The organism is Butyrivibrio sp. ob235 (assembly GCF_900109475.1).
GTDB lineage: Bacteria > Bacillota > Clostridia > Lachnospirales > Lachnospiraceae > Butyrivibrio.
Genome location: NZ_FOBE01000012.1, coordinates 52,749 through 77,870 on the forward strand (window position 1 = coordinate 52,749; position 25,122 = coordinate 77,870).

19 protein-coding genes and 1 other RNA gene are annotated in these 25,122 nt (G+C 43.6%); 4 read left to right on the forward strand and 16 right to left on the reverse strand.

Annotated features, from left to right (window positions below; genetic code table 11):
- Nucleotides 1–22 precede the first annotated feature (22 nt).
- The gene (locus tag BMW61_RS10340) at nt 23–1,990 is read right to left on the reverse strand and encodes a leucine-rich repeat protein (protein ID WP_175475159.1); all 1,968 of its coding nucleotides are present in this window, start codon (nt 1,988–1,990) and stop codon (nt 23–25) included.
- A 30-nt stretch (nt 1,991–2,020) separates the two neighbouring features.
- A complete protein-coding gene (locus BMW61_RS10345; protein WP_091821619.1) occupies nt 2,021–4,888 on the reverse strand; it encodes an InlB B-repeat-containing protein in 2,868 nt (955 codons plus the stop codon).
- Between the two features lie 342 nt (nt 4,889–5,230).
- Here BMW61_RS10345 and rpsT point away from each other — a divergent pair, with 342 nt between their 5' ends.
- Nucleotides 5,231–5,494, forward strand: coding sequence for a 30S ribosomal protein S20 (rpsT, locus tag BMW61_RS10350; RefSeq protein WP_022760763.1), 264 nt, complete (start codon nt 5,231–5,233; stop codon nt 5,492–5,494).
- A 196-nt stretch (nt 5,495–5,690) separates the two neighbouring features.
- Here the strand turns inward: rpsT and BMW61_RS10355 are convergent, their stop codons facing one another.
- The 13 genes from BMW61_RS10355 to BMW61_RS10415 form a co-directional block, all read right to left on the reverse strand.
- Entirely contained in the window at nt 5,691–6,659 is a 969-nt protein-coding gene (locus BMW61_RS10355) for a TIGR03943 family putative permease subunit (protein ID WP_022760764.1), read from the reverse strand.
- A gap of 64 nt (nt 6,660–6,723) precedes the next feature.
- On the reverse strand, nt 6,724–7,878 hold the full coding sequence (locus tag BMW61_RS10360; RefSeq protein ID WP_091821622.1) for a CobW family GTP-binding protein: 1,155 nt from the start codon (nt 7,876–7,878) through the stop codon (nt 6,724–6,726).
- An 80-nt stretch (nt 7,879–7,958) separates the two neighbouring features.
- A complete protein-coding gene (locus BMW61_RS10365) occupies nt 7,959–10,076 on the reverse strand; it encodes a hypothetical protein (RefSeq protein ID WP_175475160.1) in 2,118 nt (705 codons plus the stop codon).
- A 207-nt stretch (nt 10,077–10,283) separates the two neighbouring features.
- Nucleotides 10,284–11,108, reverse strand: a complete 825-nt coding sequence (locus BMW61_RS10370; RefSeq protein WP_091821628.1) for a S1 family peptidase — start codon at nt 11,106–11,108, stop codon at nt 10,284–10,286.
- 119 nt (nt 11,109–11,227) lie between these two features.
- Nucleotides 11,228–11,573: RNase P RNA component class A (gene rnpB / locus BMW61_RS10375), an RNA gene on the reverse strand.
- A 121-nt stretch (nt 11,574–11,694) separates the two neighbouring features.
- Nucleotides 11,695–13,347 carry a nucleoside kinase gene (locus BMW61_RS10380; RefSeq protein WP_091821631.1) on the reverse strand — a complete coding sequence of 551 codons (1,653 nt, stop codon included), beginning with the start codon at nt 13,345–13,347 and terminating at the stop codon, nt 11,695–11,697.
- 96 nt (nt 13,348–13,443) lie between these two features.
- Nucleotides 13,444–14,181 (reverse strand): class I SAM-dependent methyltransferase, encoded by a 738-nt coding sequence (locus tag BMW61_RS10385; RefSeq protein ID WP_091821633.1) that lies wholly within the window; start codon nt 14,179–14,181, stop codon nt 13,444–13,446.
- Between the two features lie 4 nt (nt 14,182–14,185).
- The gene (gene rpoD / locus BMW61_RS10390; protein ID WP_026499192.1) at nt 14,186–15,397 is read right to left on the reverse strand and encodes an RNA polymerase sigma factor RpoD; all 1,212 of its coding nucleotides are present in this window, start codon (nt 15,395–15,397) and stop codon (nt 14,186–14,188) included.
- Between the two features lie 460 nt (nt 15,398–15,857).
- Nucleotides 15,858–17,636, reverse strand: coding sequence for a DNA primase (dnaG, locus tag BMW61_RS10395; protein WP_091821636.1), 1,779 nt, complete (start codon nt 17,634–17,636; stop codon nt 15,858–15,860).
- Between the two features lie 126 nt (nt 17,637–17,762).
- On the reverse strand, nt 17,763–18,767 hold the full coding sequence (locus tag BMW61_RS10400) for a deoxyguanosinetriphosphate triphosphohydrolase (RefSeq protein WP_091821639.1): 1,005 nt from the start codon (nt 18,765–18,767) through the stop codon (nt 17,763–17,765).
- 117 nt (nt 18,768–18,884) lie between these two features.
- Nucleotides 18,885–19,187 (reverse strand): hypothetical protein, encoded by a 303-nt coding sequence (locus BMW61_RS10405; protein WP_026499190.1) that lies wholly within the window; start codon nt 19,185–19,187, stop codon nt 18,885–18,887.
- Nucleotides 19,188–19,242: 55 nt separating this feature from the next.
- Nucleotides 19,243–19,788, reverse strand: a complete 546-nt coding sequence (locus BMW61_RS10410) for a DUF6465 family protein (RefSeq protein ID WP_022760774.1) — start codon at nt 19,786–19,788, stop codon at nt 19,243–19,245.
- A gap of 30 nt (nt 19,789–19,818) precedes the next feature.
- Nucleotides 19,819–20,229, reverse strand: coding sequence for a hypothetical protein (locus BMW61_RS10415; protein ID WP_022760775.1), 411 nt, complete (start codon nt 20,227–20,229; stop codon nt 19,819–19,821).
- Nucleotides 20,230–20,519: 290 nt separating this feature from the next.
- Here BMW61_RS10415 and BMW61_RS10420 point away from each other — a divergent pair, with 290 nt between their 5' ends.
- Both BMW61_RS10420 and BMW61_RS10425 read left to right on the forward strand, forming a co-directional pair.
- Complete coding sequence (locus BMW61_RS10420; RefSeq protein ID WP_091821642.1) at nt 20,520–22,517, forward strand: methyl-accepting chemotaxis protein; 1,998 nt, start codon at nt 20,520–20,522, stop codon at nt 22,515–22,517.
- 14 nt (nt 22,518–22,531) lie between these two features.
- Nucleotides 22,532–23,527, forward strand: a complete 996-nt coding sequence (locus BMW61_RS10425) for a substrate-binding domain-containing protein (RefSeq protein WP_175475161.1) — start codon at nt 22,532–22,534, stop codon at nt 23,525–23,527.
- Between the two features lie 106 nt (nt 23,528–23,633).
- On the opposite strand, the gene BMW61_RS10430 is transcribed toward BMW61_RS10425, so the two are convergent.
- Entirely contained in the window at nt 23,634–24,206 is a 573-nt protein-coding gene (locus tag BMW61_RS10430) for a thymidine kinase (protein WP_091821648.1), read from the reverse strand.
- Between the two features lie 158 nt (nt 24,207–24,364).
- Here BMW61_RS10430 and BMW61_RS10435 point away from each other — a divergent pair, with 158 nt between their 5' ends.
- Nucleotides 24,365–25,024, forward strand: a complete 660-nt coding sequence (locus BMW61_RS10435) for a hypothetical protein (RefSeq protein ID WP_091821651.1) — start codon at nt 24,365–24,367, stop codon at nt 25,022–25,024.
- Nucleotides 25,025–25,122 lie beyond the last annotated feature (98 nt).

The window sequence follows — 25,122 nt, forward strand, 5'->3', positions numbered from 1 at the left end:
ATATACAAAAATTTTATTTTAATCATCCCTTTTTATAGATGAAAACAGCCTTATTTGCTCCAGCCTGTTTGAATTTCTTTACAAGCTTTTCAAACATCTTCCTGTTCTTACAAATAATCGTGATCCTGGCTCCATCCTTTATGCCCGCAAAACTGCCGGACTCGATTGTACTTAGGCTGTTGCCCCTTACTGTAATCTTATCGAGATTCTTGCAGCCCCTAAAGGCGCCCTTGCCAATTTTGGTAATATTTCTACCCAGGCTGAGAGTCTTTAATTTCTTGCATTTTTTATAGGAATTCGCCTTGATTTCAACGATTTTATAGGTTTTGCCGTTGTAGGTGATGCTATCGCCAATTTTCACCTTTTTGACCTTCTTGTTGCTCTGCTTTGTAACAGCAACACTGTCAGAAGAGACTACCAGATAGTTCTTGTCACTACTGCTGATATTATCTCCGATAGCAGTCTCCTGCTCGTTATTTTCGGCATTATCTCCATCGCCGTCAAAAATCCCGGTATAGTCGATATTATCGTCTTTTGCAGCATTATCATCAGCGCTTACTGTAAACAGACAGGAAGCCTCATATTCTCCATCGTAAGTCGAAACCGTGACATATGCGCTGCCTGTGCCTACAATCCTGTATCGGCCGTTTTCATCCACCGTGACAACCTGTTCATTTTTACTTGAAAAGACAAGCGTCTTATTCGTTGCATTTGCAGGAGTTATCGTCGCTGTAAGGACTCCTTCTGTGCCGATATCAGCTCCTGTAGCTTTCACAGTCTGAGGATCAATAGATATACCTGTAACTTCAACATACTGAACGTCACCACCGGAAGCAAGAAGTGTTTTAATATTCTCCCAGCTATACTGTGTTGACGTCGCTTTTGGAGAATTTGTTGAAAAACCATCCCTGTATCTGGTAATTGTTACCTGCGTAGAACCATTAGTATATGAATAATTAGATATCTGAGCCGTTGTCAGATGATAAAAACGATGCCTTTCCTCATACTCTGTTTCCGCAGACACTCCGCTGATCGTATCATCATCATCCCAGGTGACATCAACCTCGTACCACTGGCCTGACTGCTTGACGATATTCCAGGCATGGCCGCCGCCATCAGCCATTCCGCCTATAACCATAGAATGGATTCCCACCCCTTCCAGCAAATATTCATAAGCCATGGAGTATCCATCGCAAACTGATAGGCCTCTAAAAAGCGCACCATAAGCAGTGTGCCCTAACTGAGCAGGATTATTTGCACAATCAGGATTATTTACACAATCAAAATCATATGTAGTGATTGACATGAGCTTATCGTGAATTGCAAGCTCTTTTCCCAAAACTCCGCTCGCACTTGTTATGCTCTGATCAGAGAGGAACTCGGTTCTCTTAGCTTTCATTGAACTTGTAGTCTGATCAAACCAGGCCTGATCATAAACAGAATTGGAAGAAACCAGAAAAAGATATGTGTTATATTTTATTTCATTCCCATAATTAACCGGCTCATAGGCTATCTGAATATCAGACATTGTAAGCTGCAGCAAATCCGGATGATCATATCTGACTGCTTCGTATGCATCCTGTAAATCCTGGTCGTAGACTGAAAATACAGCAGTCTCATATTTTGCAAGCGGTGCAAGCTCGGTGTAGCTTACATTGTCTACATCTGTTCCATGAGCAAAGACATGACTGCTTGCTGCCATAAAGGCTCTGTAGATAATCCTGGCCTTATCACTCAGGTAATTATAATGTGTGCCCGTTGCGACCCCGTTATTGTAATTGGTACTGCCAAGGACATTCGACTTCGTCCCTGTTACAGTTCGTTCTGCCAACTCTACACTTTCCGGCATGCGAAGCTTTACAAGGTCATTGGTCTTCCTCAAATATTGATTTTTAGGCGCAGCATTAACATCTATATTTGTGAACGGTATTCCACTCAGGATGGACACCGCAACAAATACAGACAACATAAGCGAATATATTCTTTTCATTTGCTTTTCGCCCATTAACTTCTAAAAACCTTAACCCTTTTTGAATTTAAACTTTGCCGTCTTTGCTCCGGCTTTCTTAAGCTTCTTAACCACCTTATCGTAGGTCTTTTTATCCTTACATACAACGGTAATCTTCGCGCCGTTTTTTATGCCCTTAAAGCTGCCACCACCGACAGTTTTAAGATTGTTTGCCTTGATTGTTATCTTACCGAGGTTCTTACAGCCGCTAAAAGCGCCCGAGCCTATCTTCTCGATATTGGAGCCAAGTGTAAGGCTCTTAAGCTTTTTGCAATTCTTGTAGGCTTTACTTTGAACAACGGTAACCTTGTAGCTTTCACCGTTGTAGTTGACAGTATCGCCTATTTTAACTGATGTGACATCCTTATTCTCAGCCACCATCACAGTTGCATTACCGGTCTCATCTACGTGATATTCCTTACCCGCAACCTCAATATTACCGTCTGCAGGTAACACTGCCTCATTGGCTGTTGTCTGTGCTGAATCATTTACATCATTCTTAGAAATTGCAGTACCGGTCTCGGTCTCGGAGACTTCCGCCTTCTGCTGTTCTGCTTCATTATTCACAGACTGTTCGGCTTCAGGATTCACAATCTGCTCAGACTGTTCTGGTTCAGGATTCACGAGTTCCTCAGGCTGTTCAGGTTCAGGATCGGAATCTGCCGGCTGCGTGGGTTCAGGATCGGGATCTGCCGGTTGTTCTGGCTCCGGATCGGGATCTGCCGGCTGCGTGGGTTCAGGATCGGGATCTGCCGGCTGCTCAGGTTCCGGATCAGGATCTGCATGTTGTTCTGGCTCCGGATCTTCCGGCGGTATAATTGTCCAATGCGCATAGAGAGTCATGTCTCCGGTCACTATTGCCGTAGCTGTAACTTCGTTTCCGCCTTCAGCAGCATCAAACCATCCGTCAAAGGTATATCCCTCAAATGCAGCCTCCGGGAGTTCTCCTATAGCATCACCATAAGCCACTTCTCTTTGAGCATCGGCATATACAACACTTCCACCGTTCGCATTAAAAGTAATCGTGTATTTTATAGCATTCCAATGTGCATAGAGAGTATGGTCTTCTTTTGCAGTAACTACAGTCCAGTAGTTTACTTTATCTCCGCCTTCTTTAGCTGTATACCAACCGGCAAACTCATATCCTTCTCTGGTAACTTCCATCGGAAGACTGTATCTTCTTCCGCATATCTGCCAGATATTATCCTCAACATCACCGGTTCCTCCGGCCAGATCATAGGTCACCTTAATATTTACATAAGGTACATTTATTTCGCATGCTGTTTCGCAGGATCCATCTTCTGATTTAGCTGTTATAATCGCTTTTCCGGGGCCTGTAACAGTATATACTATACCCTCAGCTCCTTTATCCTCTACTGTTGCAACATATTTGTTACTGCTTTCCCAGATGATATTCTTATTTGTAGCATTAGCAGGAGCAACTGTGTAAGTTATGATTCCGGTATCTCCGTATTCACATTCAAGCAAAGTATCAGATAAAGTAATATTTCCTACGAAAATATTGTCGTTTTCATCTGTGACATATACGGATGCACTGCTTTTTACTGTACCGTTAGCTGTCATAGCCGTAACAGTAGCACTTCCCGGACCTTTAAGAATGTAATAGCCATAATCGTCTACCAGAATTACATCCGTGTTAGAACTTTCCCATAAAACACTTCTATTATTAGCATTTTCAGGACTATAGGTCAGTGTAAAGCGCCCACTGTCTCCGGTTTTTCCCGTTAGCTGCTGCGGGGCCAATGTAAGACCCGTAACAGAAACCAGCGCCGCTTCTGAGTTTTTGAAAATAAGCTCTTTTACATATGTATAATTATATGTAGTTCCGTAAGCTATAGGGAATTTTGCCGAAGCATCTGTCCTTGTCCTTGCAGCCGAGCCATCGCTTATCTGCTCTGTCGACAAGTTGTAATACTTGTGCAGAATTCCTTCATCGGTTGAATTAACATCATCCCATGTGACATCAACCTCATACCATTCATATCCAAGCTGAACAACATTCCAGGCATGACTCTGGCTTGATACAATCACAGAGTTTATGCCGATGCCTTCAAGAAGATATGAAAATGCCATAGCATATCCGTCACATACGGCTTTTCCGTCTTTTACAATGCCATAAACACTGTGTCCCATATTATACACAGTGTTTTCCGCAAGACAATCATAGTCGTAGGTTGTTATATTAAGAAGCAAGTCATGAATAGCAAGCTCCTTTGCATATTTGCCCGTTGCATTTGTTATGGAAGAATCATTAAGAAACCTTGTGCGTCCCTGCTGAATCTCCGCTGTAATCTCGTCGAATTTGGCCTGGTCATATCCTTCGTTCGCAATAAGACACAAATAAGTGTTATACACCTTTACATCAGAAGAAGTATATGAGGTATAGCCTGACCACATCTTAACTACGCATGCGTTAAACTGCACCATATCAGGGTGATCGTATCTAACAGCCTCGTATGCAGCCTGATACTGGTCAGCTGTGAATGTAAACTCCTCAGTATCACCATACGCGACTCCAATCATATGGGAATCTGTTATAAGAAAGCTTGCTGTATCATGGGGATATACATTAAGAGCCGCCTTGTATAATGCCCTGTACATCTTCTTCGAAGTATCATCGAGATATCTGTAGTGGATACCCGTATCAGCATCTGTGTTCAGATTAGCTGCATTACGAACACGAAGCATTAATCCATCATAGATAACCGGCTCAAGTTTATTAATCTCAGGTAATGGCGGATTAACATAATCATTTGATATATAGTTGAAATTCTCTGCCTGAACGTTTAAATTACTATTAAAAGTCAGCGCAAAGAAAAATATAAATAGTCCTATGATCAGCTTTAATTTGTACTTCATAATATAAATATGACCTCATAAAAAACAAATTAAGTGACTGTCAGCCCCAACAAATAACATTTTACTCAATCATACTTTTAACATAATTTGCAATTATAATCTAGTTTATGATTTATTTCAAGTGCAATTATACTTTTTTTATTTTATATTAATGAAACTACTTATCTATGCATATATCCGGCTTCGACATTGTTCTGAACAAAATTACCCTTGACATTATAGCTGTAAATAGCTAAAATATCATGGTGTATGTGGCATTGACTGTCCGTGTCCGGTTTCATAGCCATATTACCTAATGATAACGTATCAAATTTTCAATTTAGTAACAATATGGAGGAAATTATGGCTAATATCAAATCTGCCAAGAAGAGAATTCTTACAAATCAGAAGAAAGCTGCTAGAAATCAGGCTGTAAAGTCTGGCGTTAAGACAGCAATCAAGAAGGTTAGAACAGCAATCGAGGCTGGTAACAAGGAAGAGGCTGCTAAGGCACTTCTTGCTGCTACATCAGCAATCGACAAGGCTGAGTCAAAGGGCGTATTCAAGAAGAACACAGCTTCAAGAAAAGTTTCACGTCTTGCTCAGGCTGTTAACAAGATTCAGTAAGATTTATTTATATGAATAATAAAAATACCTCAGATATCTTCTCACCGATATCTGAGGTATTTTTTTACCCTCATCCGGCACTTCGTGCCACCTTGTCTACGCTCCGCTTCGGTCCGCGCTGGGCCGACGTCCCCCGGACGTCGAGCGCCCCTTAAAGGGGGAAGGCTTTTTATTTTTCTATATTCAGAGTAATATCTTATACTTCCGGATTCGAAAAATCGATTACAGGGTGCTTGGGCTCTGAGACGTGCTCAAGTTCAACTACGTTAAGAAGAGGTCCCACTCCCTGATATTCGGGAACGAGAGCTTTTCTTACCTCTGCTGTAATTTTGATCCATTCCTTCTCTTTTAAGTCAGATGCCTTATCATATTCGCATTTAAATCCCAAAAACTGCATATCCTCCGCACAGCAGGTCATTGCCATTCTTCCGGGAACAAATGCATTGTCTGCCATATCAAAGGGCTTAGCGACCATTGCTGTAAAGCTAACCTTTTTTCCGTCATAGCGATCCACATGCTCAAGAGCGTCAAGGTAGAACATTCCATATCCGAAGTTATTAAGCTCGATGGGATCCTGGTTGAGATCAAAAGGAAGATCCTCATCAAGAGTTACATCCACCTCACCATTCATATCTTCAAAAATAATGTCCGCTTTCTGGTTTATAGCCTTAACGTTTCTCTTATATGTAGCAAGATCCTCTATTCCGTCACATCTGTTGAAAAGGATAAGCTCTGAATTTCTAAGCTGCTCTGACAGAAGTGATTTCATATTGGTAAAATACAGTTCAAAGCTTGAAGCATCTATTATAGTAATCTGCTGTTCAAGTCTCCATGCCTTGGGGAGTCTGAAGTTCTTGAAATTCCACATACCGTTGTACTCGATAAGAATTCTCTCGGGATCGTATTTTGCCTCGAGAGCCATAAGTGTTGCGGGTGTGAAATCCTCTTCATCCTCGATAGTTTCCAAAATAGTGTTTGTAGCAGTCAGAAGCTTTTCTTCATACTCATTCTCGCCCTCTTCGCAGACGATAAGGAGTGTCTCCCCCTTTGTCTTAAAGTAAGGCTGAGCAAGAGTATACTTGAAAAAGTCCGTTTTTCCGCTGTCAAGAAATCCATTTATTACATAAACCGGTTTCATTTTCTTTTCTTTATTCCTTCCAAACATATAAAACAATACTCCATGTACAATTGCCCCACCTTTCGGTGGGGCCTGTTATAGTCATAAAATTTTAAAGCTTTTTCCTGAATAATTTCTCGAGGTTGTCCTGGTTGAGTTCTGCACCGATTACGCAGAATTTTCCTGTTACGTCTGCTGCACCGTCTCTTACTACAGGCTCACCCGGAACATAGTCAAACTCAATCCATCCGCCATTCTCATCGGGAACCATGCCCTTCGCACGAAGAACTACTCCAAAGGTCTCCTCTTCCTCAAGTCTTCCGAGCATAGCCTCTATCTCTGCCTTGTTGTACTTGGCAGGTGTCTCCATACCCCAGCTTGTGAATATGTCGTCAGCATCGTGATGATGATCATGGTCGTGCTCATCGTGATCGTGATGATGATGCTCGTGTTCGTGGTCGTGCTCATCATGATCGTGGTGATGATGCTCGTGATCGTGATCATGCTCATGGTCGTGCTCATCTTCATGGTCATGATCGTGCTTGTGCGCTCTGTATACAGTTACGCCTTCCTCATCTGTAAACTTCTCGGAACCGTGATCATGATGATGGTGATGCTCATCTGCCTTCTTCGCAAGAACTTCCTTCAAAAGCTCTGCCTCAAGATCATGGTTTCCTTCAAAAGTATCAAGAACCTCTTTTCCTGAGAGCTCCGCAAGAGGAGTTGTAATGATTGTAGCCTTGGGATTGTGCTCTCTGATAAGTTCAACAGCCTTCTCTATCTTTGCTGCATCAGCCTTATCTGTTCTGGTAAGGAGAATTGTTCCTGCATTTTCAATCTGGTTAGTGAAAAACTCACCGAAATTCTTGATGTAAATCTTAGCCTTACTTACATCAACAACCGTAACGGCGCTGTTCATAGTAAGGTTCTCGCTCTCATCTGCTACGTTCTGAATAGCTCTCATAACATCGGAAAGCTTTCCTACTCCTGAAGGCTCAATGAGAATTCTCTCAGGTGCATAGGTATCCATTACTTCCTTAAGAGATGTTCCGAAATCACCGACAAGTGAGCAGCAGATGCAGCCTGAATTCATCTCCCTGATATCGATTCCGGATTCCTTCAAAAATCCGCCATCAATACCGATCTCACCGAATTCATTTTCTATAAGTACAGTTTTGGTTCCTGCAAGAGCTTCCTTTAAAAGCTTCTTAATAAGCGTTGTCTTTCCAGCTCCAAGGAAACCGGATATAATATCAATTTTTGTCATATTTATCACACTCCGTTCCTAATACTAAATGTCTCAACGCATATTTTATTACCAGAGGCTTTACTAGTCAAGAAACCCTGTTAGCCTTGGCTATTACCGTCACTTACAGCAGCAGGAATCTGCGCCGGGGCGTTTTCCTCGGGGACAGTTGCATCATCGTTCGCATCGGGGTTCTCTGATTCCTCGGAGTTATTGTTCTCTTCATCAGCACTTTCCTCATCTGTCACTTCTCCTTCATCCTGAGCTTCGGCGCCATAACTATCCATATTGAATATTTCTTCTGAAATCTCAATTCCACCATAATTGGAAACCATAGAAGTATTAAGTGTATTAACTTCATAATTCTGATAAACTTTCGGATAAACGATTACTGCCTTGGTTATATCTCCATGCTTGTAACCGCACGCCGGAAGCCAATACTCGGCTGTCTGCTCGGTTTTCCCGCAAATTACATTTGTATTTGTTATCTCCTTAAAAAAATTACTGTTTTGTCGCGCCTCGTTTCTGTCCGTAGTCTGATGTTTATGATCTTCCGGAATTCTATCTACAACCATTTCGCACACATCACATTTGTATTTCGTATTACTTTCATTGATGTTCATATTACCTACATTGTATTTCTTATTACTTCCGGTCTTTTCAGTCTCCTCACTAATCTGAGTAAAGTGAGGATGATATATATACGTTCTCGTAGTCTCGTAACATGAGCTTATATGTTTGTGATATACCGGTGAAGTAAAGCAACCTCCCTTGGAAGCTGATTTATCACTGACTACATTTCCGTTTACATCCTTATGATAATGATGCTCATAAGTTACATTTCCTGAACTAATTACATGTGAGGGAATAAGCTTGACTGCTTCAATCAACTCAGCCATTGTTGCATCCTTACCGGCTTCATAGCCGCAAAGGTCGGACAGTATGGATGCCAGTTTATTACGATTACTGTCCGCACATTGAAAAACCTGCTGTACCATTCCGGCAACTTCTTCAATCTTGGTGTTAGCCTTATCTATTTTGGAGTTTGTATCCGAAAGTGAATTTCTGACTTCGTCAATATCACTTCGTGCAGAACCAATCTGTCCCTGAACATCACCGATCTGAGCATTCACTGTTCCAATATCGCCCTTTACATCTCCGATACCTGTTCCCAATGCATCAATGCGGTTGTCTGTACTAATCTGTGCCTGACGAACCTCATTTACTCCGCTTCCAATGTTATTAACATTTTCAGCCACTTTGTTTACTCCATCTCCAACGCTATTAACATTTTCTGAAACCTTGTTGACATTCTCAGAGACTTTGTTAACATCACTTCCAACATTATTAATATGTTCGGAAACCTTGCTGACTTTATCTCCAACCTTCTTCACGCCCTCAGTTGTTTTGCTCACGCTCTTTTCAACATTATCAAGCATATTGATATAGGTAGTCTGAGTGCTCTTAAGATCATTCTCAAGCCTTGTGAGATTCTCTCTTGATTCTACCTTCTCAAGGGTCTTCTCGATGGTTTCAAGATTATTGATAACCGTTTTCTGTGAATCGGAATTTTCCTTCTTGCTCTCTTTAAGTTCTGCCAAAAGTCCTGACACATCACCGCCCGACTTATCACAGCTCTTTTTTATATCACTGAGTGCATTCGTAATCTGGGCAAAGCTCTCCTTATCCTTGTCAGAATCTTTATTTCCGCCCTTTTCCATGCTCTCCTGGAGTTTCTTAATCTGATTATTGGTAGTGGTAATTTCTGAATGTATAGACTCGAGTGCTTTATCAAGTCCGTTTATCTTCTCTACAACCTTTGTGCTGTTTGTGTTTGTATTAGTATTTGTGCTGTTGTTCTTCTCTTTTTCCAGAGTTTTCTCTTTTTCCAGAGTTTTCTCCGTAAGCTCCTTCTGCTCATTCTGAACAGTCTGAACTTCTTTCACCAGCTCTGAGCTTTCTGTAACAACCTTATCAAGTCTCTCAAGATAATTCTCAATCTCCTTAAGCTGATCGTTCGCTTTTTTCTGTACTCCGAGTGAGTCCTTTTTAACCTCCTGCTGAGCTGCATCGGCACTTATCGCCGGAGTTGTCACATAGACGAATCCTCCACACATTATAGTCGCAAGCACTACAGCTGATCCAAGGACAAGCGTATCATGCCTCTTAAGCTTCTTTAAAAGCTCTTTCATCGAGTTACTTTGTTTAATTGGTCTCATAAAACTAAAAACCGCCTTTCATAAAAACTTCTTGGAAAAAAATAAATGGAAAATCGTCACGGAGAAACTCCGGAACATTTGTCGACTGAATGCCGACAAGTTGAGACTATACCACAGCAAAAATTTTGTGGCAAGAGATTTTTTTGAAATTAAGAAAGGCTTAAGATTTTGTTAGAGGTAACTAAAAAGGGGAGGCTCTGTTGCAGTCTAGTGTTCACTCATGGAAAGCAGCGGCTTTATGTCTGTCAGTCTGACGCCAACAGTTTCACCTGTATCGGAGCCGCCGACAAGAATACCGACATAATGTCCGTTTATGTCAAATATACCGCCGCCGGACATTCCACTGTGGGCAGCAAGTTTTGTATAGATCATCTTATAGCCGTAGTCGACAACAAGAATATCGGGATTGATGACAGGACCGTAAATATACTTGCCGGCGATACCGGTGTCGTTACCATAGTAGTTGTAGGTCTGGACTTCCTTGGCATTTACGAGATGATTGGATTCAATCGCAATTACGGTCTCATCTTTTTGCTTATCAAAACCTGACATGACAGAGTAATCCAAAGTAACCCTTCTGAGATTCATTAAATCATAGGGCTCTAATGCTGCCGTTTCAACACTGATAATTGCAGCATCATAATAATCATCGATTGTATCAAGGTTCGCATCTGCCACTTTGCCATTAAAGAAAATGACATAATTACTTTCTGAATTATCCCACTTCTGCACCACGTGCGCTGCTGTTAGAATCCTTATTTTTTCTGAATTTATGGATATGATATTTCCGGTTCCGTACTGCTTGCCAACCTGTATCTGAACAGTTGAAGGTCGTACATTTAGCGCAGTTTTTATAACTGCATCTTCTGTATTTGTTTCTGGAAAATTGTAGGGAACTGCAAATGCATCAATAGAAAGCATGTCCTGTGCAATTTCGGAAGGCATAGGACCCTGGGCAGATGTATGTAATGAATCCACGCCAACAGTGATAAGCATGGCAAGTAATACTGTTAATATCTTTTTCAGATGCATGATTACTTTTCTCTCCGGTTTCGGACATTTTTATATCCAAAAACCCTGCTATAGATTCGATAAAATGACACATACCATATTGCCGATATCAATCCTATAGCAGGGCTTTCGTCCTTTTATGTATGAGCAGGCCTGTAAGCCGGGTTATGTCGAGAATGATCATCTATCTAGGACTGCCGTTACCGACAGCCTCAAGCGACCCACCTGAAAACGGACCGGGCCGGCCCATAGTTTTCTTTTTGGTCTTGCTTCGGATAGGGTTTACATGGCTACAGATGTTACCATCTGCACGGTGGTCTCTTACACCGCCTTTTCACCCTTACTCATAAAGAGCGGTTGTTTTCTGTTGCACTTTCCCGGGAGTCACCTCCGCCGGACGTTATCCGGTATCCTGCCCTACGAAGCCCGGACTTTCCTCACCCGCGCCCTTACGGGACTAGCGGCCGCGATCATTTGTCCTGCTCATACATAAGAATTGTAGCAATGAATTAAATTATGTCAAGCATATTTGAAAATGAGTACAAAAATAGACGTACAATTATGCACGCCTATTTTACTCGTATTTCCAATAATATCCAATATATCCTCACACCTTAAAGCAGCTGCCACCGACAAACTCCCTGGTGAGTGAGTTCTTGGGAAGTGTCTGCGAGTCGACTGCAACAAAGTAGTCGAGGAATTTGAGGAGGCGCTTTGCCTCGAAGTACTCGGGCTCATCCTTTTTGATAGCAAATAGGAGGGGCTCTGCGTACTGCTTCAAAACCGCAAGTTCGTATATCTGGGCGGAGTTGAACATCTCATCCGCACCTTCCTGGAACGGGAAGATGTTCTGGTGTTCGCCGCGTCTTACGGAATCCCACATTGCAATTGTGTGCTTTGCGGTGGCGCCGCGCGTTCTGGCATCACGTACTATACGTCTGATTAGACGCCCGTCAGTTGTGGGGATTCTGTTATGCCCGTCAATACTAAGTGTTGTCAGCGCACTGATATAAATCTTGAATTTGGACTCTGCCGGAAGGGCATAGCTCATCTTCTCATTAAGACCGTGAATACCCTCGATAACAAGTACATCGCCGGGCTTAAGCTGTATAAAGTCTCCGTTCATCTCACGCTTACCGGTGACAAAGTTAAAGGTCGGCATCTCAACTCTTTTGCCCTCAAGAAGAGCCACCATATCCTTGTTGAACTGCTCGACATCAAGTGCCTCGAGACATTCAAAGTTGTAGCTTCCATCCTCGTTAAGAGGAGTATCCTCTCTGTTCACAAAGTAATTATCAAGACTGATCGGATGCGGACGAAGACCGTAGGTACGCATCTGAATTGAAAGTCTGTTGGCAAAGGAGGTTTTTCCCGAGGAGCTTGGCCCTGCGATCATCACAAATTTTACATCCTTGCGCTCATAGATTTTCTGGGCAATTTCTCCGATACGCCTCTCCTGAAGGGCTTCCTGCACAAGCATAATGTCATTGAACTCGCCTCTGCAGATGGCATCATTGAGGTCTCCGACAGTTTCAATTCCCATCATCTCGCCCCACTTTGTGGAACGGACCATTTCATTGAACAGCTTTTCCCTGGGCTCACTCTCCGTGATCTGATCAGGCTTTTTTCTGGAAGGAAGATGCAAAATAAGTCCGTCGTGATATTTTTCAACCTTGAACCACTTTACATAAGAGGTGTTCGGAAGCATATATCCATAGAAATAGTCGCTGAATTCATCGAGCTTATAGACATTGACCTCGGAGCTTCTTCTGTAGCGAAGAAGTCTAACCTTGTCGTCCATGCCCTCTTTTCTGAAAATCTCGATGGCATCGTCAAGGGGATACCCCTTCTTGGTTATCGGAAGGGCATCGTCCACCATGTCCTGCATTCGCTTCTGGACATTTTCAGCGAACACTTCAGTTACCTTGAAGTCACTTTTTATACTGCAGTAAAAACCGTTGCCAATTTTGTATTCAACCTTAGTGAAGGCATGATGTTTTCCTGAGACATCGCGAACAGCTTTGATGAGCATCATGATAGCAGTACGGGTGTAGGTGTTGTTGCCAATCTCATCCGCAGTAGTAATAAAGGTCAGGTCTTCATCCCTGTCCACTTTTTTCATGAGCTCACGGATTCTGGATCCGTAAACCACTGCTACAATCTGATTGTCATACTTGTGCTGGAATTCTCCGGCTATCTCTTCAAAGGTTGTGCCCTTTGCGTATTCGCGTTCTTCGCCTTCTATATTGAGTCTTGGCATATTGATACCCCCTCATCCGTCAGCTTTGCTGACACCTTCCCCCAAGGGGAAGGCAAAAAATGATATCTTCGCTAATACCTCCCTTAGGGGAAGGCGTTAATACAAATTAAGTACGATTGAAATATCGTTTATTTTACTTATAATATCATGTATTCTTTCGCTATGCTCATTTTCAGATAATTTTAATAAAATGCTTTCCAGGACGCTCTTCTCGTGGGTCAGGTACTCGTAGAGAGTTTTATCCCTGTTAAGGAAAAGAGTGGGGCCGAAGCGGTCGCAGATTCTGATGGCGTCTTCAGCGGAAGATATTTCTTCCACTACCTTCTCATAAGCTTCATTATTATCATCGTCGCTTACTCTTACAAGCATGGCGGTGTAGTATTTTCCATCCTCGAAAATCTCAGCCTCATCCTCTATGAAAAAACACTGCTGCCTCAGATACTCTCTGAAAACTCTGAGGTCCGACTGGGGTTGAAGGATCATTTTCTTTATCCCTTTTTCACGGGGAGAGCCCTCTTCGAGGATTCTCTTCATCAGTAGTCCGCCCATGCCGGCGCAGATAATCGTATCAGCCTCGCCTGGCTTCAGCTTTTCCATGCCATTTGAGAGCCTTGTTTCTATCTTGTCTCCAAGACCGTATTCGGCGATGTGCTGTCCTGCCCTCTCCAGCGGTCCTTCGTTTATGTCCATAGCTATCACATGATCACAGACGCCGGAATTAATAAGATAAATCGGAACGAATCCATGATCCGTCCCGATATCGCACACGCAGGCAGAGCCTTTTACAAGCTCTGCTACTGCGCTAAGTCTCTTAGATAAAATCACATTTTTCATAGTGTTAATCCAGATAATCCTTAAGTTTTCTGCTGCGGCTGGGATGACGAAGTTTACGGAGCGCTTTCGCCTCGATCTGTCTGATACGCTCACGTGTTACGTTGAATTCCTTGCCGACTTCTTCAAGAGTTCTTGCTCTTCCGTCATCAAGACCGAAACGGAGGCGAAGTACCTTCTGCTCACGCTCTGTAAGGGTTCCGAGAACTTCAACGAGCTGCTCCTTGAGGAGTGTGAAGGCTGCTGCATCAGCGGGTACCGGAACATTGTCATCCTGAATGAAATCACCAAGATGTGAATCTTCCTCCTCACCGATAGGAGTCTCAAGTGATACGGGCTCCTGTGAAATCTTTAAGATCTCACGCACACGCTCTACCGGAATGCCCATCTCCTTGGCAATCTCCTCGGGAGTGGGTTCGCGGCCGAGTTCCTGAAGTAACTGTCTGCTGATACGGATAAGCTTGTTGATAGTCTCAACCATATGTACAGGGATACGGATAGTTCTGGCCTGATCGGCGATCGCACGTGTGATGGCCTGACGGATCCACCATGTAGCGTATGTGGAGAACTTGAATCCCTTACGGAAATCGAACTTCTCAACTGCCTTTATAAGACCGAGGTTACCCTCCTGAATAAGGTCAAGGAAAAGCATTCCTCTTCCGACATATCTCTTTGCAATACTTACAACAAGTCTGAGGTTAGCTTCTGCAAGGCGCTTCTTTGCCTCATTTCCCATGAAGGAAATACTCTTAAGTTCCTTCTCATCCTTGTCCTTAACTCGCTCGTAAGCTTCCTGTTCTTCCTCTTTGACATCTACCTTATCGGCGCCGCCGGCTTCCATGATACGCTCTGCCATCATACCGTCTTCCATCTGCTGCGCAAGATTGATCTCCTGGTCAGCTGTAAGAAGCGGAACCTTACCGATTTCCTTAAGGTACATACGAACAGGATCCTCGATGCTGATTCCGTCCGGAACCGACAGGTCGATATTTTCCATATCAACCTCTTCCTCATCACCGAGTACCACACCGTCATCATCGGGAATATCAACATCCACATCATCTTCCATTCTGATAATGTCGATTCCTGCAGCCTCAAGCTGCTCAAGAACTCTGTCGAGGTTGTCCTCATCCAGATTAAGTTCTCTTAAGAAATCACTAATCTCGTTGTAGTCGAGAGTGTTCTGCTTCTTTTTGCCAAGAGCGAGAAGTTCTCTGATTTTCTGTAAAAACTTCTCTCTGGTCTCATCATCGAGACCCTCACTACTCTGTTCGCCCTTAGCGCTTGTATCTTCCTTTTCTTTAGCTGCCTTCTTTGAAGAACTAGCTTTCTCAGCTTTCTTTGTTGTCTCTTTTTTAGCTGTTTCCTTCTTCTCTACAGGCTTCTCAGCAGCCTTCTTTGCAGGCTCCTTTTTAGCAGTCTCCTTCTTTACTGTCTCTTTCTTCTCTGCTGTTTTTTTCTCAACAGGCTTTTTTTCAGCCGCCTTCTTTGCAGGCTCTTTCTTTGCAGTTTCCTTCTTAGCGGTTTCTTTCTTTGCTGTCTCTTCCTTAGCTGCCTTCTTTGCCGTTTCCTTCTTTTCTGCTGTCTTTGCGACAGTCTTCTTTGCTTTATCCTTGTCAGCTGCCTTGCCGGTCACTTTCTTATCTGCCACTACGTTACCCATCCTTTCAACTTTTGTCTCATGCCTTCAAAACGATCTTCGTTCTCGACAATTCCTCCAGCATACGTTTGCCTTCGAGAGTGTAATTCCACCTCTCCGGAGCATCTGCCTCCATATCCGACAGCGTTTTTTCATAGCCGGATTTTTTTATGTCATAGAGAATGTCATGCATAGCCTTTTCACGTTCATCTTTTGTATCCACCTTAACAAGGTTAGTGTTGAAAAGCTCTGCGACCTCTCTTTGCTCCTCTTCATCGGTAAAATGGTTCATGACCTTCGCCGGATCAAAACTTCCGTCATCCAGTCCCTTCCACATTTCATCCGCGATGCTGCGGTACATATCATCTGCAAAATCTTTTGGACCTATCCATTTCTTTACTGCCGAAAAAACTTCAGGCTCATCTGCAAGCCATGTTATAAGTAGTCTTTGCGGTTTTCTCGATGGATCCTCCTTTGGAGTGTTGTACTGCTTAGGCGTCTTCGGTCTGTCTGAAGACTTCACAATACCGCCCTCGGCGGCAAGTCCCGCCACCAGTTTATGCAAATCATCAGCACTTATCATATAGCGCTGTGCTACCGCCTCAAGGTAATTCTCACGCTCCACTGCCTCGGTAAACTCACAGAGTTTTTTTCCTATATATCTGTGAAACTCTGTCTTCTCGGCCGGATCGCTCATATCAAACTCTTTTTCTTTTACTGCTATTTCAAAGAAAAACGGATTTTCAGCCTTTTTGATTCTCTCCTCAAAGGCTTCCCTTCCTTCATTTTTTATGAATTCATCGGGATCTTTGTAGGGCTTTAAGTTGAGTACTTTTCCCTTTAATCCCGCGCCCTTTAATATCTCTATCCCTCGAAGTGCGGCACTCGTTCCCGCTCCGTCACTGTCGTAGGACAATATAACCAGATCCGTGTAACGCTTTAAAAGACTTGCCTGCTGGGATGTGAACGCCGTTCCAAGTGAAGCAACCGCCATATTAAATCCGGCCTGATGCATCGCTATGACATCCATGTATCCCTCGCAGATTATGATGTAACCTGCCCTGGCATTTTTTGCATAATTAAGTCCGAAAAGGTTTCGGCTCTTATCGAAAATCATGGTCTCCGGAGAGTTCAGGTACTTGGGTTTGCCATCTCCCATCACTCGTCCGCCGAAGCCTATGACCTTTGAGTTTGCATCTAAAATCGGAAACATCACACGGTTCCAGAACTTATCGTGCGTTCCGTACTTTTCATCGTGTGAGGCGAGCCCCGCGTCAATTATCTGGGAGTCGCTGTAGCCCTTGCTCTTTAAATACTTCACGAGGTCGTCGCTCGTGACATTGGAATACCCAAGCCCGAACTTTTTGATGGTCTCGTCGGAAAGAGCTCTATCCTTAAAGTATTTAAGGCCTTTCTCACCGGCCGGAGATTTCAGCTGATATACGTAGTATTTGGCAGCTTCCTTGTTTATCTCCAGGAGAGTCTGGCGTTTGTCACGCATCCTCTTCGCTTCCGGGGATTCATCCTCCTCAGGAAGCTTAACACCGGCTCTCTCTGCCAGCGTCTTCATGGCTTCTCCGAATGTTAAGTTGTCGTATTTCATCAAAAATGAAAAGACGTTTCCACCCACTCTGCAGCCGAAGCAGTAAAACATCTGCTTGCCCGGCGATACGCTGAAGGATGGCGACTTTTCATTATGAAAAGGACACAGTCCCACGTAGTTGGCACCTGCTCGTTTAAGGCTTACATACTGACCTATAACGTCGACGATGTCGTTGCGGGATCTGACCTCTTCTATGATCTCGTCAGAATATCTCATGTTGTTGTCCCGTAAATATATTTCCCCTCATCCGGCGCTTCGCGCCACCTGTCTCCGCTCCGCTTCGGTCCGCGCTGAACCGACGTCCCCCGGACGTCGAGCGCCCCCAAGGGGAAGGCATAGAGGTCAAAGAACGTTCCAGCTCTTGGGTACGAAGTACTCCTGGAACCTTGCAATCGCAAAACGGTCTGTCATTGAGCTTATGTAGTCACAGACAAGCTTTTCTTTTGGCTGTGAATCCATGAGTCTTTTCAGGTAATCCGGCAGAAGATCTTCATGATCCATGTAGTACTGGTAAAGTATCTTCACAAGATTCTCGGCCTTCCCCTCCTGGTTCTTGGCCTTCGGATTGGTATAAACGCTCTTAAACATGAAAGCTCGAAGCGCCATAAGGGCTTCATGAACTTCCTCCGACATGAGGATGTCGTTGTGATTGGTGCTGGCCTCCACAATGTCATGGATAAAGGTGTCTAGCCACTCGCGGTTACTGTGTCCGATTACTTTTGAAATATTCTCAGGCACATCGGATTCCTTAAGAATGCCTCCGCGGATAGCGTCATCCATGTCATGGTGAATGTAAGCAATCTTATCAGAAAGACGCACCACTCTTCCCTCGAGAGTTACGGGAGTCGTGTCCATCTCATGATTGATAATTCCATCCCTTACTTCAAAAGTAAGGTTGAGTCCCTGTCCGTCCTTCTCCAAAAGTTCCACTGTTCGAAGGCTCTGCTCGTTATGTTTAAAACCATAGGGACATATCTCATTGAGTGCCCGCTCTCCGGCATGGCCGAAGGGTGTGTGTCCAAGGTCGTGTCCAAAGGCAATCGCCTCTGCCAGGTCCTCATTGAGCTTAAGCGCTCTCGCTATAGTTCTGGCATTCTGGGCAACCTCAAGCGTATGGGTCATCCTGGTTCTGTAATGATCGCCGTCCGGCGTCAGGAAAACCTGCGTCTTATCCTTTAGTCGCCTGAAAGATTTGGAATATAGGATTCTGTCCCTGTCCCTCTGGAAGCAAGGTCTGATATCACAGGGTTCCTCCTCCGTGTTCCTCCCCCTGGAATTCATGCTAAGGGTAGCATACGGACTTAGGTTCAGTCTTTCTCTGTTTTCTAAGCTTTCACGTATTTTCATACACACTCCAGTCTGGTACCAAGCCTGAAATCTTGGATTTTCCCGGAAAAACTCCTCACTTTAGTAATATTCTGCGGGAATTTTGTATTTCCTTTTAAATTTATGAAAAAAATTGATTTACCACTCATTCGACTCGTATTGTTCGTTTATCCAGGCGATGGCAGCGTCGAAGCCTTCCTCTGTAATCTCGAACTTTTCAGAGATCTTCTTTTCGTCCTCAGTGTCGTGATAGCTGTAGGGCTCAGGCCAGACCGTGGCCATGAGACGGGATTCCGGATTTCTTTGCTCCACAGGTGTGAAAACCACGTTTTCAAGCGGTTCTCTGGCAAGACGGTAACGCATTCCTTTGTAGCTTCCAAAGAATGCTTCGCCGTATTCATAGTGCTTTAGATTAAAAAATACTTTCTTTTCAATAGCCATAAGTGCTCCAATGATTTCACCTGGCTCGAATACTCTCGCCAGGTGATCTTTTCTTTTAATATGTAAATTTTCCTGTGTCTTTGTGGTTAACCACATAGTAGGCAGCATTTTCCTCGGGCTTTAAGTAAATCTGAAGCTCCTTGATGTCAGATGCCTTGTGGCCTAAAGATATGTACTGCTCGCGAATCTTATCAGCAATATCCTGAGTTCTTACTTCGTAGTCCTGATACTGGATAAAGAACTCAGTCTTGGTGCTCTTCTTGGCAGCTGTCTCAGTGATATCCTTAGTTGCTGCCTTGACCGCATCCGCAGCCTTCTCACTCTGCTCCTTAATAGCCTTTGTTGCGGGAGCAGTTCTCTTCTTTACTTCTTTTATAACAGGATCTGCTTTCTCCATAACATCCTTGATCACAGGATCAGCCTTTTCCTTTACATCCTTGATCACGGGAGCGCTCTTTTCTTTAACCTCGTCAAGCATCGGCTCAGCCTTCTCCCTTGCCTTCTCGATGTAGGGCTCTACCTTTTCAACATAGGGCTTTGCAGCCTCCTGTACATCCTTAGCAATATCCTTGAGTTTATCTGTAGTCTTCTTTGTTGCCATTTTTCATACCCTCCTAAGTTAGTTTATAGATTATCTGAATTTGTTCATAAAATTGGCTAAAGGTCCGATCGCATCCTGAAGATCCTTAATACCCTGATTCAGGCCGTCGAAATCAATGTTTGCCATTTTATCAAGAGACTCTGTCAGCTTATCACCGTTATCATTCAAAATCGAATTCATGTTATCACCGGTGGACTTAAGTGACTCGGCCATCTTATCAATATTATCTATTGTGGCTTCTGCCTTGCCAATAGTCTCGTAAACAGAAGTCGCTGCCGTCTCAACCTTATCCAGAGTGCTTACGACTCTGGGAACAATTGCAAAAATCGAAATACCCACTGCAACCAGTATCACCAGAACGCAAACAGTTCTGATTTTCTGAAGTTTAAGGCTCTTATTGGAATTGTCCAGTAATTTCTGCATCACTTCATCATTACCCATATTTAATTGCCCCCTATCTCTACTTAGCGCAATTAGCGCTGATTTACATAAAAGTATATGCTTTTACGGCAGATTTTTCAATGAAAACACGTCAAAAACCATGAAAGTACATCATTTTAGTTTGTGCTTTTTTTCGTAATATTTTATGCAAATTTAAGAATATAAAAAGAGTCTTTTTATAGGAATATGATACGTTTATTAATGATAAATAGGATTGCCATATCATCAAAATAATTAAGCGCAATTTTTTATCAAATAACAGTTATTTCCTTTTTACTAAGGAGGACATTATGAGTGACAAGCCCACAAAAATCCGCAAAACCGGAAAGATAAGGAACAAGCTTCTGCTATACATCGTTCCTATCGTAGTAATCATGATCATCATTCTTATCGCCATCGCTTCCACCATGTCCAAAAAGCGTATGACCGAGCTTGCAACGTCCAACCTGAATTCCTCAATTTCGAATCAGGCTGATAACATCGTTGCATGGCTAAATAAGAATCTGGAGTATTTCTCAACGGCAAAGCAGTCCATAGAAGCTGCAAACCCTGATGAAGCACAGCTCCAGACTATTTTGGACGGTTTCTATGGCTATAACAGTGATTCCCCCGAGGGACTCCGCATAGGAACTGCCGATGGCGCATATTATAAGGCCACCGAATCTACTCTGGAGGAAGCGAATCCCACTGAATCCACCTGGTATAAACAGGGTCTTTCAAGAGTTAATCTTCAGTACGGAACTTCCTATACAAACTCCCAGGGCAAGGATGTTATAAGTGCATCCGGTATCTTAAACATGGGCGACGAATCTATCAAGGTTATAGCAGCTGATGTTACCCTTGATAAAATCACCATTATCGTAAATTCAGGTGTCAAGATGGATAAGGCCAGTTCTTTCCTCGTAGACACAAATGATAATACGATTCTTGCTCACAGAGACACTGCTCTTGTATCCACTAAGATTGCGGAGGACAATGGTGATGTTCTTCTTGCCAACGTGGCAAAGGCAATTAACGCTGAAAACTATACAACGAAACAAATCGGCGACTATGTAGTTGCTTTCAAAACAATAACCGGAACTGATTGGGTACTTGTATCATATATCGAACAGGACGTAATAATGGCCAGCATCAAAGAGCTTGTTAATTACCTTGTAATTGCAGGTCTCATAGCAACCATTCTCATCACCATCATGATTCTCTATGTTGTCAGCAGAGTTATTGCTCCTCTTGCAGGCATCACCAAGAGTATCAACGCTATGAGTGAAGGTGACTTCACGATTGATGTCAAAGCAGAGAGTAATGATGAAATCGGTGCCATGGGCGGAAAGATTGCAGAATTCGTTGAGAGCATGAGACATATGCTGTCAAGTATCAGCGAAGAGTCCGAAAAGCTTAAGGCAGAGTCCGAGGCTTCAGATTCCGTTTCAAGAAGCATGTTCGATGCATCCCAGTCACAGGCTGAGGCAATGCAGCAGCTGAACGACACCGTTGATCAGCTTGCTTTAGCTGTCGGCGATATTGCAAACAATGCTACCACTCTTGCAGCTGTTGTTGCCGACACCCGTGACAATTCTGTCAAGGCTGATGAGAGCATGAAGGAAACCGTAAAGATTTCCCAGAAGGGCCGCGAGGATATGGAAAAATTATCCCATGCCATGGATGGTATCCAGACCGCAAATACCAAACTTGTTGATTCCATCAACGAAGTCGGAAAGGCTTCCGAAGAAATTACAAATATTGTCAGCATGATCGGTGAAATTGCTGAAGAGACAAACCTGTTGTCACTCAATGCATCTATCGAGGCAGCAAGAGCAGGTGAAGCCGGAAAAGGCTTTGCTGTTGTAGCTACTCAAATCGGAAAGCTTGCTCAGACAAGTTCAGAGAGTGCAACCAATATCTCCAACCTGATTGAGGAAGTTCACAGACTTATCGATGAGGCTGTAGGCCAGGCTAATGCAAGTGCCGACAGCATTGAAGAAAACAGTGAGCTTATCCATGTAGCTGTAGAAACCTTCGATCAGATTTATGAGAACATACAAGCATCAAATGACTGCATAGAAGAAATGATCAGAGATGTTGAAAAGGTTGATGATGTAGCAACGAACGTAGCTGCCATTGCCGAAGAACAGGCAGCCAGCGCTGATGAGATACTGGCAACCTCAGAGAACATGGTTGTGGAAGCAAAGAACATTTCCAAGCACAGTGAAGATGTGGCAAACAACTCCCACGAGCTGGCAGGCACATCCGACACTCTTACTTCCCATGTTCAGAAGTTCAAGATTTAAGAGGAGGTCTTATCGTGAAGAAGAATTTTTATACTAAAATATTAAGTATTGCTGTAGTTCTTGTTCTTACGGCATCCACCCTGACAGGATGCGGAAAAGCTTCCTCCGGTGGCGGATCCGATGGATCCGGTGTGAAGGTGTTTTTCTCCACACTGACTCTTGATGATTTCAAAGAGCTTGTCCAGAACTCAGTAATTGAAGCAGGTGCAAAAAATGGCGTAACTGTAGATGTAGGAACCCCGTGCGCCACCGTGGATGAGCAGGTTCAGCAGTTCAGAGATGCTGCAGCAAAGGGCTACGATGCCATTATCTGCAATCCTGTAGATGCCGATACTGCACTTCAGCTTGAGGTTATAGCAGGTGATATTCCAATTCTGTTCACCAACACACAGCCTGCTGATGATTATCTCAAGCCCGACAAATACATGTATGTGGGTAGTTATGAGATTGATGCAGGAACCATGCAGGCCGAATATGTATGGAACACTCTCGGAAAACCGAAGAGCCTTAATGTAGTTCTTTTCCAGGGACAGCCCGGACACCCCGCTGCTATCAAGAGAACTCATGCGGTTAAAAAGTATTTCATTGATAATGGCGTAGACGTAAACTATGTATTCAACGATACAGCTTACTGGGACACTCAGAAGGCAGCCGATGGTTTCAAGACTTTCCTTAAAACTCAGCAACCCTATGACTGTGTAATCTGCAATAACGATTCAATGGCTCTTGGTGTTGTTCAAGCAATGAACGATCTGGGTATTGATACCTCTGCTATTCCTGTTGTAGGTATTGATGCAACAACAGACGGTTGCGCTTCCATTATGAACGGAGGCATGCAGTTCACAGTTCTCCAGTCTGCATCCGGCCAAGGCGCAGCTTGCATCGAAGCAGCTATCGCTCTTGCAAAAAAAGGAACCACAAAGGATGTCGAGTATGTAACCGACGACCTCACCTTTGTATGGGTTCCCTTCACACCGGTAGACAAATCTAACGCAGGATCGATTAAGTAATCTTTTTATAAAATAATACGCCCCGACAATATATATTCATTCCAGCCCTCGTTGCACTTCGTGCATAATCGGTCTGGTCTGAACATATATTGCCGGGGCTTATGTTTTATATCGTAAGCTTGCCCTTCTTGAAATGTTTGCGGCAGAGGGCGATGTAGCTTTCGTTGCCGCCCATGAAGACCTGCTCGCCGTCACGTACGATCTTGCCATCGCATATTCTGGCATTGCAGGTTGCCTTCCTTCCGCACCAGCAGACGGTCTTGACCTCTTCTATCTTGTCTGCGATCTCCATAAGGCGTGCAGAACCCGGGAAAAATTTCTCCTGGAAGTCAGTACGAAGTCCGTAGCAGATTACGGGAACCTTATCAAAGTCAACGATGTCCGAGAGCATATCGACCTGCTCTGCAGTAAGGAACTGGGCCTCATCGACTATGATTGCATCGTATTTTTCAATCATCTTATGCTTTCTGTGGTATTCATCCAAAAAATCCTCCACAAGCATACACTCTGCCTGAAGGCCGATTCTTGATCTTATGATTGTAGCTCCGTCTCTGTTCTCAAGACCGGGCTTTAATATGATCGAGTTTTTACCTCTCTCATGATAATTGTAATTGACCATTAGCGCGTTGGCTGTCTTGGATGATCCCATCGCGCCGTATCTGAAATATAGCTGTGCCATTAACGTATCTCCTCCTGATTTTTCGGCGTGCCGCATCCCTATCTTACCATATTTTTCATCCTTTTTTTATAAAAAATACAGACCTCGGACATGTCACGTACACATGATTAAGCTAGATTATATGTAGGAAATTTCTTGCGAAAAGGAGGTCTCTTACTATGAAAATATTGAAATCTTTCATGGCAGCGATGATTATTTTTTTACTTTCAGCAAACACCGCCCTGGCAGCTGCAGCCACCGATAGCGATATGATTGACGCAACCTCTCCCGATGCCGATATTCAGGTAATGGAAACCTATGAGCACTCTTCTGAGTGGGGTTATAAGTACCTTATCGCCGTATGCCAAAACAATACAGATGAGGATCTTGAGGTATCCTGGGATACCGTTAGTTATGATGCAAACAATAATATTCTGGAAACCGGCTCATCCTACAGTTCTTACGTAGTTGGCCGTCAATGGTTTGTACTCTATGCTCTTTTCCTTGATTCTGATGATGCGGAAACTTACGATTACAAGATCAATATCGACAGTGCACAGTACATTGTTCCTGCACAAAAAGATGTAACCCTTGAGGCAGAAATGTCCAGCAACGGCAAGCTGATCATCCAGGCAACAAACAATAGCGACAAGGATATCAGTACCATCCAGGCAGCTACTTTGTTCTTCGATGAAGATCACAATATCGTAGGTTTCGAGGATTCCTATGTTGTAAACAGTAACTACAACGTAAAGGCCGGCGAAACGGTAGTAAACGATCTCACTCCTCCCGATGGCGCCGACACCTACGAAATCTACTACACAGCTTATCGGTATTGATACCCTAAACTCTATTGAATAATACGCCCCCGGGATATATGTGTTCGAAACCAGCCGATTATGCGCGTAGCGCAACGAGGCTGGGAGCGAATACACAT

Excerpts from the sequence above, each read along its gene's own strand:
- BMW61_RS10340 (WP_175475159.1), bottom strand. The coding sequence starts at position 1,990 with ATGAAAAGAATATATTCGCTTATGTTGTCTGTATTTGTTGCGGTGTCC.
- BMW61_RS10345 (WP_091821619.1), bottom strand. The coding sequence starts at position 4,888 with ATGAAGTACAAATTAAAGCTGATCATAGGACTATTTATATTTTTCTTT.
- rpsT (WP_022760763.1), top strand. The coding sequence starts at position 5,231 with ATGGCTAATATCAAATCTGCCAAGAAGAGAATTCTTACAAATCAGAAG.
- BMW61_RS10355 (WP_022760764.1), bottom strand. The coding sequence starts at position 6,659 with ATGTTTGGAAGGAATAAAGAAAAGAAAATGAAACCGGTTTATGTAATA.
- BMW61_RS10360 (WP_091821622.1), bottom strand. The coding sequence starts at position 7,878 with ATGACAAAAATTGATATTATATCCGGTTTCCTTGGAGCTGGAAAGACA.
- BMW61_RS10365 (WP_175475160.1), bottom strand. The coding sequence starts at position 10,076 with ATGAGACCAATTAAACAAAGTAACTCGATGAAAGAGCTTTTAAAGAAG.
- BMW61_RS10370 (WP_091821628.1), bottom strand. The coding sequence starts at position 11,108 with ATGCATCTGAAAAAGATATTAACAGTATTACTTGCCATGCTTATCACT.
- BMW61_RS10380 (WP_091821631.1), bottom strand. The coding sequence starts at position 13,347 with ATGCCAAGACTCAATATAGAAGGCGAAGAACGCGAATACGCAAAGGGC.
- BMW61_RS10385 (WP_091821633.1), bottom strand. The coding sequence starts at position 14,181 with ATGAAAAATGTGATTTTATCTAAGAGACTTAGCGCAGTAGCAGAGCTT.
- dnaG (WP_091821636.1), bottom strand. The coding sequence starts at position 17,636 with ATGAGATATTCTGACGAGATCATAGAAGAGGTCAGATCCCGCAACGAC.
- BMW61_RS10400 (WP_091821639.1), bottom strand. The coding sequence starts at position 18,767 with ATGAAAATACGTGAAAGCTTAGAAAACAGAGAAAGACTGAACCTAAGT.
- BMW61_RS10405 (WP_026499190.1), bottom strand. The coding sequence starts at position 19,187 with ATGGCTATTGAAAAGAAAGTATTTTTTAATCTAAAGCACTATGAATAC.
- BMW61_RS10410 (WP_022760774.1), bottom strand. The coding sequence starts at position 19,788 with ATGGCAACAAAGAAGACTACAGATAAACTCAAGGATATTGCTAAGGAT.
- BMW61_RS10415 (WP_022760775.1), bottom strand. The coding sequence starts at position 20,229 with ATGGGTAATGATGAAGTGATGCAGAAATTACTGGACAATTCCAATAAG.
- BMW61_RS10420 (WP_091821642.1), top strand. The coding sequence starts at position 20,520 with ATGAGTGACAAGCCCACAAAAATCCGCAAAACCGGAAAGATAAGGAAC.
- BMW61_RS10430 (WP_091821648.1), bottom strand. The coding sequence starts at position 24,206 with ATGGCACAGCTATATTTCAGATACGGCGCGATGGGATCATCCAAGACA.
- BMW61_RS10435 (WP_091821651.1), top strand. The coding sequence starts at position 24,365 with ATGAAAATATTGAAATCTTTCATGGCAGCGATGATTATTTTTTTACTT.